This is a genomic window from Paenibacillus sp. R-74696, from assembly GCF_055814915.1.
Genome location: NZ_JBPULM010000008.1, coordinates 34,249 through 48,299 on the forward strand (window position 1 = coordinate 34,249; position 14,051 = coordinate 48,299).

Consider the following 14,051-nt stretch of genomic DNA (forward strand, 5'->3'; position numbering starts at 1 on the left):
CCCTTTGAGGGAGCAGCCCGTTATTGTTTATCGGCTAATTTGTAAGAAATACTGCCGCCTATCGTGCCAAGATTAACTCCGGTTACCTCCGGTTTAATTAATATAGCGTTGCCCTTCTGATACACGGGGAAAATAACCGCTTGCTCCAGCACTTTCGCCTCAAGCTGCTTTAACGCTTCCCACCGCTGCGCAGGCTGGCTGGCAAGATCGCCTCTGCTCACCCGATCCGCGAGTTCATCATAGGCTTTCTCGCTCCATTTGCCAAAATTGTTCGGATTATCTGTCGTCCACATCGCCAGATAGGTCATCGGATCGTTATAATCTGGCCCCCATCTGGTCAGGCCCACTTCATATTCGCCGTTGTACATCAGCTCGACGCGATTTTTCTTCGGCTGGGACTTCAGCGTAAAGGTCACTCCCGGCAGCGTCGTTTCAATTTCCGATTGAATGAACTGTGATACGAGCGTCGCTGATTCCGTATCTTCGAACAGCAGCTCCAGCTCAATCGCATCAATGCCAAGCTCAGCCTTCGCTTTTTCCCAATATTTCAGCGCTTCTTCCTTATTGTTCGATGGATAGCTGCCTGCCGTTTCCCGGTAATCCTTACCGTCCGGCCCCGTCGCCAGAAACTGCGGAACGGCAAAATCTGCTGCGATGGAGCCATCCTTCAATATCTCATCAACGACCGCTGTTTTGTCGTAAGCAAGCGAGAACGCTTTGCGCAAATTGATATTTTCCAAGCCGGGAACCTTCTGATTGGGCGATAAATACCAGAGATAGCCTGTCAGCACGCTTTGATATTCAGGACTTTGCTGATAGCTTGTAATTTGTTCGCCGGAGAGCGCAACATAGTCAATGTCTCCATTTTCATAGGCGAGCACCGATTGCTGAGTATCTTTAATAATTTTATAGTTTAGGCCATCCAGCTTTACGCTGTCAGCGTCGTAGTAGTCGTTATTTTTCTCCAAGTAAAAGGTTGTGCCGCCGACTTCCCAGGTTTTCAGCTTGAACGGGCCATTCGCCAGCAGCGCTTCTGGGGTTAAAGCGAATTCCGTGCCTTTCTCCGTCAAGAAGGCTTCATTTACAGGAAAGAATGAAGGAAAGGCGATTACAGAGTTAAAGAAAGGGATGGGACGTTCAAGCTCCACCGTCAGCGTCTTGTCATCAACAGCCTTTACGCCAAGCTCGTCGAAGCTTTTCTCGCCAGCGATGATGGCATCGGCATTTTTCAAACCGGCTACCCCTGCGATGAAGCTGTACTCACTAGCCGTTTCCGGATTAACAAGGCGCTTCCAGGCAAACTCAAAATCTTTCGCTGTGACTGGAGTGCCATTGGACCACTTCGCATCCCGCAGTGTAAACGTATAATGGAGGCCATCCTCGCTCAAATCTACCTTTTCAGCTAGAGCCAGCTGGGGCACGCGATTCTCATCAATCGAATACAAGCCTTCTGTCGTAGCGGCAATGACTTCAAAAGACAACCCGTCCGTCGCAATGGCGGAATCCATCGAAGCAAGCTCCACATCTTTGCCCAAATTGAGCACCTTCAGCGCTTCAGGACTTGCTTCCGGTGTTGTGCTCTCTAAAGGGGCACTAGAGCTTTCGGCTGAAGCTGGCGTTGTGCCCGAGCCCTGCTTTGCGCTTGTGCAGCCTGCTAATAATAAAAGGATCGAGAATAGGGCGATTGCTATCTTTACTTTTTTCAACAAGGTTTCCTCCCCAAATACTAGAAATAAAAAAGGAATCTCATTCCATGTAAAATTCAGGATGTTTCAACCTTTTTCTGCATTATACAAGTCGATATTTTTAAAGTCAACTATTCTTATTGGAATTATCAAATTAATTGATATAACGATAGAAATATCAAATAACCCCCATCTCGGCAGCGAGATAGGGGGAATAGACTAGCCATGCTATTAGGAAATAGATGTGGAAATTCCTTATTTCAAGTGTATAGAACCTGGCTCACACCAACGGGCAAGTCCTGCTTTGACCGCCTCCAGTGGCGCCGATGCTGTACAGTCAACCGCCCATGCAATGTAGCCATCGGGGCGAATTAAAGCCGTATGGACATTTTCCCACCCGACTGCTGCATCAGCTATAGAAGCTTGCACACCTTCCACATGCGCATATTTCTCCCAATCAACTAGCTCGCCGAATTGGGGGTCACTCGCCAGGTGAAGCAGCACATAGGAGCCTGCATGCATGAGCTTATAGGATTTTAGAAGAGAGCCGCTCGCTAGCCTTAAAGTAAGCTCCGAGAATCGGTGTCCATTCAAGGGATGTGGCGGCGAGTGGGGGTCAGGCGCATACCCTACATCGAAGGCTGAAATTTGGGCAGCGAGCAAGGCATTGGCTTCGGGTATTTGCAGAAGGGATGCCATAAGCTTTCTTAACTCCACCACGCCCGGAAGCTGTCTAATCAATAGAGCCTGCGCTTCGGTATTGCGAAGCAGCGCCGTGCTGACAGGATAACGTTCCTCATGATAGCTGTCCAATAGCCAATCTGGGGCCCAGCCATTCAGCTCAGCAGCCAGCTTCCATCCTAAATTCACAGCCTCCTGCAAACCGACATTCATTCCTTGTCCGCCTGCTGGAAGATGAATATGTGCCGCGTCTCCGGCGAGGAAAACCCGATTTTTGCGAAAATGCTCCGCTTGGCGGGTTGCATTGCCGAATCGCGAGAGCCACTCCGCTTCTCTAATCCCAAAATCCTGTCCATAAACACGCAGCATGCTGGACTTAAGCTCACCGAGTGTGACTGGTTCGTCCTTAGCAATCGCCATCCGCTCGGAATCGAATACAATGACCCGGTGAATCTGCTTAGTCACAGGTACAATCATGATACCGCCTTGTTCCGTAAAATGAGATACGATTCCCCCTGCTTCCAGCTCTGGCAGCTTGACATCGCCAAGCATACAAGTAAAGGTAGCATCAGTTCCTAAAAAAGCGATGTCCATTTGTTTACGGACAAGGCTTCCGCCGCCATCAGCGCCCACGACGTATGCAGCGGTCAGCCTATATTCTCCTTCCGACCCTAGCGCCGTCACTTCAACGCCTTCGTCGTGCTGGCGGATCGATTTCACTTCCGTCTCCCGAATAATAGCTACGCCCAGCCCTCTTGCCCGCTCCTCCAGCAGCTTCTCGGTTTCACTCTGGGCAAGAACTAACGTATAGTTCGAGGCAGAATCCAAAACCGAAAAGTCCAAAGGCGTTGCCAGACCCGCGAAATGCCCTTTCGGAATCGGCCTCCCTTTCTCAAGCAGCTCTGGAGCAAGCCCTCGCATGTCTAATATCTCCAGCGTACGGGGATGAATCGTTAATGCACGAGAATAAGGTGTTGTATCCTTCAAACGCTCCAGCAAGCAAACTTTTATGTTAGCTAAAGCCAGCTCAGAGGCTACCATCAGTCCGACTGGCCCACCTCCTACCACAATTACGCCATCTTTCATTTATCGTCACACCTCTCCATTGAGCATTCATAATGACTGCCCCGCTATCTCCGCAACACTATGCTCATAAAAACCGATCAAATCCAGAATAAACCGTTTGACTACCTCAAGCTCAGCCTCACTATAGGCATGTAAAATCCCCATGAATTTCTCCTGCGCCCTGTCATGCAGCTCTTCATGAATGACATACAATTGCTTGCCCGGCGCAGTCAGACGAAAAAAAACTTCCTTTTTATTATCGTTTAATTGCGTTTTACGTACCCAGCCGTTTTTCAAAAGGCGAGTCGTTACCTTGGAGACGTTTCCCTTGCTCAGCCCCATTTTATCGGCAATTGCCGTCAAATTAAGCGGCTCGTGCTGGCCTATGCAGGACACCACATGAATTTCCGTCATATTAAGCGGCGTATCAAATTCAATGCTGCTGCGCAGCTTCTGTAAAAATAGGCTGCCTTCGTTCTGCTCGGACTGCTCTTGCTGATGCAGCAGCTTTATAATTAGTTCATACACATATTGCTTGTTCATTTGATGTTTTTCCACGCTTAACCCATCCTTTGCTAGCTTCACTCCTTTCATTATAGCTCATAAATTGTTTCTAAAGAAACAATTAGCTTAATAAAAAATGCGCTGCAGCTGCAGCTTACAGGATGGTCAGTTTCTTTTCAGCCGGCGTACGCGACTTTGCTTTCGGAATTTTATCGAAGTAGCCCATAAGCAGTATACCAACAATACGCTCATCCGGCTTGACGCCTAGCCCTTCACAAAATATAGGAGAGTGGATACATTCGAGCGTTGACCAAACCATCCCGATCCTTTGCTCCCAAGCCAGTAGCTGAAAGTTTTGAATGAGACAGCTGACGGCTCCATAATCCTCCTCTTGCTTATGCGCATCCTTGTCCGCTTTCATCACAACAATTAGAAACGCAGGGGTTTTGCTGTAATGCTGCATCATCATTTGCTTCAGCTTTCCAGGCATTAGCTTAAGGCGTTTCAGATGGCTCATCGACTCCATCATTAGATCGACCAGCCTGGCTTTTGCCTCCATACGTTCGGCTACAATAAAGCGCCAGGGCTCCCGCAGCCCATGATTGGGTGCCCACACGGCATCATTTAACAATTGGAGCAGCATATCCGGCGCAAGCGATTTTTCGTTAAAGTGCCGAATGCTGCGCCTTTCACGAATCGTAACTGCAATGCTCATTGAAGGGCCCTCCTTTCATTTTATTTTCCATTCCAAAAATTTTGTTTCAAAGGAAACAAAATAGATATAGGTAGAGAATTACACTCTGCAATCTCTGTATAAATTGTTTCCCTAGAAACAATTTAATCACACCCATCCTCTTTTCGTCAATGAAGAGTTAAAAATAGTCGCCGCGCCAAAACCTATAGCCCCATTTCGCAATCAAAAAAAACAGGAAGTGTCTTCAAACTGATCAAACACTAAACGAGGGGGTGATAACGCGGTTCCAGCCGCTTTAGGCAGGTAACGCCATTTTTCCCTATCATCGTTTGTGAATCTTCTTGTTTGAAAACATTCCCTGGCTAGCTTCCTTTTTTTGATCATGACAGTGGCATTCGTATTTGTTAATATGCCTTCTTAAATTAGGAAGGATCGTCAACCGGCGGCTCTCCGAATACCGGATTCCCATCCTCATCCCAGTCTATTTTTTTTATCCTTGCATGGCGATTGGGGTCATACAGCGGATTGCCTACGATCTCCTTATAGCTCCGGGCATGATAGACAAGCACATCATCAAGCTCGTTCTCCGCAACCGTGAAGCAGTTATGCCCAGGTCCGTATTGCCTTGTCCGCTCGCTCGTCTGAAACACGGGCTGCGGGGATTTGCTCCAAGCAGCCGTATCAAGCGGATCACAGGCCGCATCTGCCGTCAATAGTCCCATGCAATAATGATGATCCGTTGCGCTTGCGGAATAGGTGATAAACAGCTTTCCGTTTCGCACTAGCACCGCTGGCCCTTCGTTCACCTTGAAGCCTGTGATTTCCCAAGAAAACTCCGGCTTCGTCAGAAGCACCTGCTCGCCGCGCAGCGTCCACGGATTTTCCAGCTCTGAAATGTACAAATTGGAATTGCCAGCAATATGCGGCGCTTTCTGCGCCCAAACCAGATACTGCTTGCCTTTATGAGAGAAGCTGGTCGCATCGAGCGAGAACGTGTCCCAAGCTGTATGGATTTGTCCCTTCTCAGTCCAGTTGCCCTCCAGCGGATTGGACGAAGCATTTTCAAGGACAAACATGCGATGGCTGAACAAGCCGTCAACGATTTCTTCAGAAGGTGCCGCCGCGAAATAGATATACCATTTTTCTTCAATGAAATGAATTTCCGGTGCCCAGATTAGAGCGCTCATTGGCCCCATGCCCGGCTTCGTCCATACAACGACTGGCGTACTTTCGGCAAGCTCCGTCAGCCCCTTTGCCCTGCGCAGCTCAATTCGGTCGAATTCAGGCACGGATGCTGTAAAATAATAATACCCGTCCGAATGCCGGTAAATCCACGGGTCCGCTCTTTGTTCGATAAAGGGATTAGGAAAAAGCTGTTTATTTACTGGATTAGCTGCATCTTTCATCGTTGTGAGCCTCATTTCGTCGTTAGCCTTTTACCGCGCCCGCCGTTACGCCGCCAATAATATAGCGCTGAGCGAATCCGTAGAAGATCATAATAGGAATCATGGACAGGATAATAGCTGCGAATGCCATATTCACCTGGGACGTATATTCGCCGAAAAACTGGAATTGCACAAGCGGCAGCGTGGAAACCGCCTTTTTCTGCACAAGCACCATAGAAACAACGAAATCATTCCACGCCCCAAGGGCGCTAAGTACAATGATTGTCATGTTAATTGGCTTCAGCAGCGGAAAAATAATACTAAAAAACGTTCGATACCGTGAAGCTCCGTCCAGCAAAGCCGATTCTTCCAGTTCCCTTGGAACCGTCTTGATGAAGCCTACATAAAGGAAGCAAAAATAACCGATCTGCACGCCCGTCAACGAGATGACGAGCCCAGGCAGCGTATTCAGAATATGAAGGTCCGCCCATGTTTTGTACAGTGGAAACATCAGCACCTGAAACGGCAGCATAATGCTCGACATAAATAAATAATAGAAAAACGTATAAAAGCGGGTATTGTTTCGGGCAATGACGTAAGCTCCCATGGAGCAGACAAGAATCGTCAGAGCAACCGTCGCCGACGTTGTCACCACACTGTTGCGAAGCGCAAGGAAAAAGTTGGAGGCTTCAATAGCATCCGCATAATTGCTCCATGAAATGTGTTTGGGAAAGCTGAGCGGACTTTCGGCCGTCTCCATCGGCGTCTTAATGGAATAGACGATTGCGATATAGAAGGGGAACAAGAACAGCAGGCCAATGGCATAAAGGATAGCAATGCGAATTCGTTCCACCCATTTAAACGGCTTGGTAGCTCGCGATGTGTTCAATATTCCACCTCCCTTCTGCGGAAATAGCCGGTAACGAGAACGGTAATAAAGAGAATGAAGGCGAAAAGCACAATGGCGGACATCTGCCCGTAGCCTGCCTTGAAATAAGGAAATTCATAATTGTAAACATACATAGCCATCGTCTGGGAAGACGTCCCTGGACCACCTTTTGTCGCGACCATTGAGTAATCAAATTGCCTTAAGCCTGTCCCCAGCCACAAAGGAATGCAATACGTAAAGGCAGGCATCAGCAATGGGATCGTAATGCTGCGGAACTGCTGTACGATGCCAGCGCCATCAATGTGGGCCGATTCATACATGTCTTTCGGAATGGTTTGCAGGCCCGCATAATAGATGACCATCGCAAGACCAACCTCTTTCCAGACAGCAATGATGACAATGCCCAGCATGACAGTTGAAGGATTGCCAAGCAGACCGCTATCGGTGTGGAAGAGAATCGGATAAATATCACTGTAGATATAGCGCCAAATGATGGAGGCCAACACAAGGCTGATGACCATCGGCATAAAAATGAACGTCTTTAACAGGTTGACCCCTTTGAATTTTGTATTGAGCGCCACGGCTAGCAACAGACCCAATACGTTTACGAGCAACGTCGTGGAAAAAGCGAAAAACAGCGTATTCTTAATCGGCTCGATAGCATCGGTGTCACTGAACAGCAGCTTGAGGTTGCGCAAGCCAACATAGTCATAGGTTGGGCTGATGCCATCCCAATTGGTAAACGCAATGTTCAACCCGCGGAAAAAGGGGAAAATCACAACTAAAGAAAAAAACAAAAGAGCCGGAATCAGGAACGTAAAGGTTACGAGGTTGTTTTTGTATAGTCGCTTCATCCACTCACCGCCAAATAATTATTAAGAATGTACAGCTTTTCGGCGCCCCTATGCCATTCAAGCGCCGAAAAGCTCGAGCTGTTACTTCATTTTATTGATTTTTGCAAAGCCATCGTCCAGCTTCTTAATCGTCTCATCCACATTGCGCTCGGCAGGGTCGGTAACGAGGAAGAAGGTCATCACTTTTTGCCATGTATCGTCATATTGGCCGTACCAAAGCGGCTTCACCTGATTGTTGACAATTTTTCCGGATTGGAAAACGGCTTGGAACTCCGCCGAGATCGGATCTTGCTGTGCTGGTTTAATATCTTTGGATATGGTGCTGATGGTCTGTACGCCATCCGCCCAAATTTGCGCTCCCTCATCGGAGGCCATAAAATCAAAGAATTTTTTCGCCATCTCGACATTCGCCGACTTGGCCCCAATCATCCATGTGTCATCCGTGGAATACGTCATGTAGTTGTCTTCTGGATTATCAGTCGCCGGATACATAAATACTCCGAAATTACCGCTCGGATTGTAGCTGCGAATGCTGCCTATCGCAAAGCTGCCCATAATATCCATCGCGGCTTTACCTTGTGCAAAATATTGCAGCGAACGATCATAATCAATATCCTTGGCGTCGCTGTTCGCATAGGCGCTAAGCTGGTTTACGCGCTGCAGGAAGTCCTTGTAGCCAGGAACGTCCGAGAAGCTTTTTTCACCAGCTATAATTTTGCTCGCATAATCGGGGTTGTTCACGAGCAGTGTCCCCCACATGTCCGGCCACATAAAGCTCATGTAGGAAGCTCCGTCCTTCCATGAGGCTGCAAATGGCGTAATGCCTTTGGATTTCAGCGTCTCCGCGGCCTTCAGCAGCTCCGAATAGGTTTTCGGCACCTCAACGCCTGCCTCTTTAAATAAATCCTTGTTGTAAATGACGGCATTCGTCATCAAATCAATCGGCAAACCATATACCTTGCCTTCATACGTAACATTTGGAATATAGGCCGGATCAACCCTTTTAACAAAAGCTTCATTCGTTACGTCCAGGAAGGCTCCGGCCTTCGTCATGTCAACCATGCCTGCAGGGCGTCCAAATATAATGTCAGGCGTATCTCCTGCGCTGACTTTCAGCTTAATGTTATCGTTGTATTTATCTACTGGCATAACCGAGATATCGAAGCTCACGTTTGGATTCAGCTCAGTGAATTTGTCCGTCAGCTTCTTGAAGGTATCTACCTTCGGCTTCTCAACCATGTAGTGAACGACGCTCAGCGTAACTTTCTCGCCTGCGTCTGTTTTGGCAGGAGCGGACGCAGGCGAGGATGGAGATGCACCTGTCTGGGAGGAACCCACATTGCCATTGCTCGCACTTCCGCAACCAGATAACATCGTTACTGCCAAAAACAAGGTGCTTGCCATTGATAATGCTTTCGCTTTTCTCATTTTTTTGACCTCCGCTTTAGTTATGAATGGTTTTTTTGAATTGTAACCGCTTTCTATTTGGATTATAGAATAAAGAATAGCGATATTATATATCCAATTGGTTATAAAAATCACTTAATTATATTTTTCTTTTAAGTCCCTCTATTTTGATGATATATTATAATTATCTTTCCTTTTGAGGTGGCGCCAATGGGCAAAATGCCTTTATACAAACAAATACAAAGCTATTACAGAGAGCGGATTCTAACAGGCGAATTGCGCTACAAGGACAGAGTGCCTTCCGAACAAGAAATTATGGAGGAATTCCGGGTAAGCAAGATTACGGTGAAAAATGCATTGATCTCTCTGGCGGAAGAAGGACTGATCACCCGTATTCAAGGGAAGGGCACATTCGTCGCTCAAGTGAATGATGAGGCTCTCAGCGTGAAATCGGAGCTGCAAAGCGGTTCGCCTGCTGAAGGCATGAATAACATTATTGGGTTTATCATTCCTACCTTGAAGACGAAGGTCATTCAAAAGCTGGTAGATTACGTAGAGCTTCATGCGAAGGAAGCGGGGTATCAGACGATTTTGCATATTACGAGGGAATCCTCTGTGGAAGAGTCAAAAGCGATTAACAAATTGACTGAGATCGGGGTAAAGGGCATTATCGTTTTCCCTACCGAGGACGAGAAATACAATGAATCCTTGCTGCGATTATCGCTCGATAAGTTTCCCTTTGTATTTATTGACCGTTACCTGCGAAACATTGATACTTATCAAATTATTTCAGATAATGCAGCCGGGTCCTACGAGACGATCAATTATTTATTAAGCAAAGGGCATCAAAATATTGCTTTAATCTCACCAGACAATACGAATACAGCGATTGAAGACCGCACGCTGGGTTTTGAGAAGGCGTATATCGATAAACGTATCTCCATCGACAAAACACTGTGGTGCCATGTTCCGCTTGATATTTTACGCACAGATCAGGCCGAGCCGTATGTGACGGCCTTCCTTAGCCTTCATCCCGAGGTGAGCGCCATCTATGCTTTGTCCGCTGAAGCCGCTCAAATTGCCTATCAATCGCTTGGGAAGCTTGACCGTAGGAAAACCGAAATCGTCTCCTTCGATAATCCCGACCTTCCGGGCATTTCCTATGTCAGCCAAAACGAAAATCGGCTCGCCCAAGCAGCTGTCTCCTTGCTGAAATCGCAAATAGAAGGGGAATATTTGCCGCAGCAAACCGTCATTGAAGTAGAGCTTGTTTTATGCGACCAGCTGCCTTGAAATTAGAGTCAGCCCCTTTCAAACAACCTAAAGCCAAGAGGAATTCCCCCTTGGCTTCATCCTTAACGATAAAACGTTATCGTCTTGCCTGGCTATCAGACCTTCTGATACGTAAATAATGGCGAGGCTTCCCAAACCTTGCTCGGAATTTCCCGCTTTAATACCGGAATGACATCGGCTGCAAAACGCTCCACCTGCTCGCGCTGCTCTGCCTCCGTCAGTCCATCCACGCTAATGCTTAGCACTTCGTGCCCAAACGCTTGATGGTAATCCAAAATCTTCTCAATCACATGCTCCGCACTGCCGACAAGGGCTGGCCCATTTGCAATGTTATCCTCCAAACCCTTGAATGGCGATTGATTATGCTTCGCAGAATCCGTTGACTGAAAGGCGTTATAATAGGGGCGGTAGCGCCGAATCGCCTCTTCATTCGTATCTGCCAAATACAAGCTGCCGGCTCCCGAGCCAACGAGCGCATCCTTCGGATCATGTCCATAAAACGCCCAACGCTCCCGGTAATGATCAATGAGCGCTTTATATTTTGCCTGGGGATGGAAGCTGTTGGAGGAAAAAATCGGCTCGCCGTATTTAGCTGCCAGCTCCGTCGATAAAGGGCTTGATGCGCTGCCATGCCAGATCGGAATACGCGCTTGGAAAGGGCGCGGCTGCGTCGTTACCTTGTCGAGCGGAGTGCGGAATCGGCCTTCCCAGCTTACATTTTCCTCGGTCCATAGTCGATTAAGCAGCCCATATCGCTCCGCCATGGACTCCCACTGCTCCTCTTCCGTAATGCCAAACAGCGGATAATGCCGCGGATCGTTGCCCTTGCCAATAATCAGCTCCAGCCGCCCGCCGGACAGATGGTCCAGCGTCGCATAATCCTCGGCTACACGTACCGGATCAAGCACGCTTAATACGGTAACCGTCGTGAGCAGACGAATGCGCGACGTTCTGGCGGCAATCGCGGTGAGGATGACCGGAGGCGACGAGGACAAAAACGGCGCGCCATGCCGCTCCCCCACTCCATAAGCATCAAAGCCAAGCTTTTCTGCCAGCACCGCCTGATTCAGCACATTTTGAAATTTTTGCTGCGTGGTGAGCGCCTCTCCAGTGACGGCATTGGGAATATTCATCAGCAAGCTGAATAAAGCAAATTTCATGCTTGTTGCTCCTTTCAGGTTATAAAGTCAATAGACAACTATTCACCTAAATATAGTATGAATTAAGTTGAATCCACCTTATCACCTGTTTCCTGCTGCCGTCTAATAGAGATTTTTTATTTTCTCATTTAAATATCCGATCTGCAACAAGCTACAACTGGTGAATACGCCCAGCCTATTAGGACAGAGGTACGCGGTATACACCCTCGCTGCCTCCCGGCGCTGTCCCGATATATAAATAGCCGTTATGATCAACCGCTGTCGTTATTCCATAAAGCGTGCCTGACGGTTCATGCAAGCTTTCGAGCAATTCCCCTTGCGGGCTGTATTTGGCAATAAGCCCATGCTTCACCGGCGCGCTGGCGCCATTCAGCAGCGCTTGCGGCACTTTAGCCATCAGCCCAGCCAGCCACGGGCTGTTGTGCATTTGATCTACAAATGCCAAGCGGCTCGTGAAAATGCCGACCCAGAAGTTCCCTTGCGCATCCCGCGTTACATTGTCCGGGAAGCCAGCCATATTTTCAGCAAAAACATCCGCCGTCCCCTGCTTCTCCCCTGAAAGCCAATAACGGGTCATCTGATAGCGATACGACTCTGCCACCAGCACATACTCCTCATCTGCCGACAACGCAATTCCGTTGGCAAAATAAAGTCCTTCCAGCAGCACTGACGTTTGCTTCGTCGCCGGATCATATTTGAGCAGCCGTCCATGCGGCTTGTTTTCCGCCATTTCCTTAAAGGTCACCTTGCCATAATTCGACGTATCGGAAAAATAAACTGTGCCATCCTTCGCAATATCGAGCTCATTAGCTAAATAAATCGGCTCGCCGTCCACTGAATCGGCAAGCACCTCTATGCTCCCAGTCTGCGATACCGCAAGCAGGCCTTTCTGCACATCGGTCACAATGAGGTTCCCGTTAGCATCAAACATCATGCCATTTGGTGTTCCTTGCGTATCTGCATACACGACTGCCGGCCCGGGATTACCCTGCGCATCGAAAGGAACTTGATAGATTTTACCGTCGGAATCCCCTGTATAAAGCTTCCCTTCCTTATCAAAGGTAATGAATTCCGGAAAATGCGGGGCATCCGTAACCAGCTGGGCGGAGCTGAGCTTGTCGTTCTGCTGCCACGGCCCCTCCGCCTCGAAAGAAGGCGCGGTTGGCGCGACCCATTTTACCGGCTCGACTGGGGATGGCATAATAATAAAGACCAGCGCTCCTGCCACGAGCAGCCCTAAAAGGGATAAGCCCACCCTGCTGATGATTTTGCGTCTAGAGCTAGCATTCGTTTTTCTCGATGCAGATGTCATTTGAATATCTCCCTTATGATTATGCTGACGGCTGATGCATGGATTAGCGTGGCTTGAGCATGCCGCCTACGATCCGTAGCGACTGCTTGCGCGTTACGAACCGCGACAGCTGTGCTCCGATATAATTTTTCATACCCGGTACAAAATAGGACTTGCCTTGCGCCAGCTTGCGCAGCGCCTCCTTGACGATTTTTTCCGGCGTATCTTTTTTCCCGACGGAGGCGGATTCCGTGCCTACAACCTTGAAGAAATCCGTATCGGTCGAGCCGGGACAGAAGGCAAAAAACGTCACGCCGCGTTTGCGATTTTCCCACGATAGAGCATCCGTAAACGATAAGACGAAAGCTTTGGTCGCCCCATAAACCGCCATATAGGGAAGTGGCTGAAAGCCCGCAGTGGAAGCTACATTGATGACGGTACCTGAACTTCTGCGCAGCATGCTTGGCAAAAACAAATGGGTCAGGCTTACCACCGCCGCAACATTGAGCATGATCTCCTCATGCTGGCGCTCACCGGATACTTGCTCGAACAAGCCATGCGTAGCAAAGCCTGCATTATTAATAAGCAGTTCAATATCCACCTTCAGCTGCTGGCATTGCTTATACAGCTCGCTCGGCGCACTATCCTTGGACAGATCAAGCGCAATGACCTTTGCTTGAATGCCATGCTTCTTGCTAAGCTCCGACGCCAGATTATTCAGCTTGCTCTCCGACCTTGCTACAAGCACCAAGTGACTGCCTTTCTCCGCTAATTGTCTGGCGAATTGCTCGCCAATCCCGGACGAGGCTCCAGTAACGAGCGTCCATTTTCCTTGAATATTCATATAAAGTCCTCCTATTTTTATACACCGTATTTTTAAAGAAACACCGTTACCAAGATATTAAAAATAAGCACCGTTACTTTTGAGCTAAAACGAGTCGTTTGCTTGATTGGTAACAGTGTTTCTGTATAGAACCATAGTAATCCGACATCTTCATGATGTCAATGTTTTTTTATTCAACTTGCTCTGATGATAGATACAAAGGGAGCAGGGCAGCTTGTCCAAAGCCTTATCCTTCGCATTGACAAGCCTTCATCGTCTGTATAGAATTTGGGTTAGTGAATAGGAAACCCTGTTGCTTA

12 protein-coding genes are annotated in these 14,051 nt (G+C 48.2%); 1 reads left to right on the plus strand and 11 read right to left on the minus strand.

The window, feature by feature from the left end; genetic code table 11:
• Positions 1-20 precede the first annotated feature (20 nt).
• The 8 genes from ACSR9A_RS01275 to ACSR9A_RS01310 all read right to left on the minus strand — a co-directional run bounded on the left by ACSR9A_RS01275 (position 21) and on the right by ACSR9A_RS01310 (position 9,185).
• Positions 21-1,706, minus strand: a complete 1,686-nt coding sequence (locus ACSR9A_RS01275; RefSeq protein WP_473755212.1) for a peptide ABC transporter substrate-binding protein — start codon at positions 1,704-1,706, stop codon at positions 21-23.
• Positions 1,707-1,940: 234 nt separating this feature from the next.
• Positions 1,941-3,452, minus strand: a complete 1,512-nt coding sequence (locus ACSR9A_RS01280) for a monooxygenase (RefSeq protein WP_473755213.1) — start codon at positions 3,450-3,452, stop codon at positions 1,941-1,943.
• Between the two features lie 27 nt (positions 3,453-3,479).
• The gene (locus ACSR9A_RS01285) at positions 3,480-3,989 is read right to left on the minus strand and encodes a MarR family transcriptional regulator (RefSeq protein WP_473755214.1); all 510 of its coding nucleotides are present in this window, start codon (positions 3,987-3,989) and stop codon (positions 3,480-3,482) included.
• 100 nt (positions 3,990-4,089) lie between these two features.
• Entirely contained in the window at positions 4,090-4,650 is a 561-nt protein-coding gene (locus tag ACSR9A_RS01290) for a nitroreductase family protein (RefSeq protein WP_473755215.1), read from the minus strand.
• A gap of 401 nt (positions 4,651-5,051) precedes the next feature.
• Positions 5,052-6,035, minus strand: coding sequence for a glycoside hydrolase family 43 protein (locus ACSR9A_RS01295; protein WP_473755216.1), 984 nt, complete (start codon positions 6,033-6,035; stop codon positions 5,052-5,054).
• Positions 6,036-6,057: 22 nt separating this feature from the next.
• A complete protein-coding gene (locus tag ACSR9A_RS01300) occupies positions 6,058-6,903 on the minus strand; it encodes a carbohydrate ABC transporter permease (RefSeq protein ID WP_341278645.1) in 846 nt (281 codons plus the stop codon).
• Positions 6,900-7,757 (minus strand): carbohydrate ABC transporter permease, encoded by an 858-nt coding sequence (locus ACSR9A_RS01305; protein WP_473755217.1) that lies wholly within the window; start codon positions 7,755-7,757, stop codon positions 6,900-6,902. The genes ACSR9A_RS01300 and ACSR9A_RS01305 overlap by 4 nt, the downstream gene beginning before the upstream one ends.
• Positions 7,758-7,838: 81 nt before the next feature.
• Complete coding sequence (locus tag ACSR9A_RS01310; RefSeq protein ID WP_473755218.1) at positions 7,839-9,185, minus strand: ABC transporter substrate-binding protein; 1,347 nt, start codon at positions 9,183-9,185, stop codon at positions 7,839-7,841.
• A 189-nt stretch (positions 9,186-9,374) separates the two neighbouring features.
• Here ACSR9A_RS01310 and ACSR9A_RS01315 point away from each other — a divergent pair, with 189 nt between their 5' ends.
• Positions 9,375-10,457, plus strand: coding sequence for a GntR family transcriptional regulator (locus tag ACSR9A_RS01315; protein ID WP_473755219.1), 1,083 nt, complete (start codon positions 9,375-9,377; stop codon positions 10,455-10,457).
• A gap of 95 nt (positions 10,458-10,552) precedes the next feature.
• On the opposite strand, the gene ACSR9A_RS01320 is transcribed toward ACSR9A_RS01315, so the two are convergent.
• From ACSR9A_RS01320 to ACSR9A_RS01330, 3 genes are all read right to left on the minus strand, one after another.
• Positions 10,553-11,617 (minus strand): LLM class flavin-dependent oxidoreductase, encoded by a 1,065-nt coding sequence (locus ACSR9A_RS01320; RefSeq protein WP_473755220.1) that lies wholly within the window; start codon positions 11,615-11,617, stop codon positions 10,553-10,555.
• A 178-nt stretch (positions 11,618-11,795) separates the two neighbouring features.
• A complete protein-coding gene (locus ACSR9A_RS01325) occupies positions 11,796-12,929 on the minus strand; it encodes an SMP-30/gluconolactonase/LRE family protein (protein WP_473755221.1) in 1,134 nt (377 codons plus the stop codon).
• A 43-nt stretch (positions 12,930-12,972) separates the two neighbouring features.
• Positions 12,973-13,752: an SDR family NAD(P)-dependent oxidoreductase gene (locus tag ACSR9A_RS01330; RefSeq protein ID WP_341278658.1), complete on the minus strand. Its 780-nt coding sequence runs from the start codon at positions 13,750-13,752 to the stop codon at positions 12,973-12,975.
• Positions 13,753-14,051 lie beyond the last annotated feature (299 nt).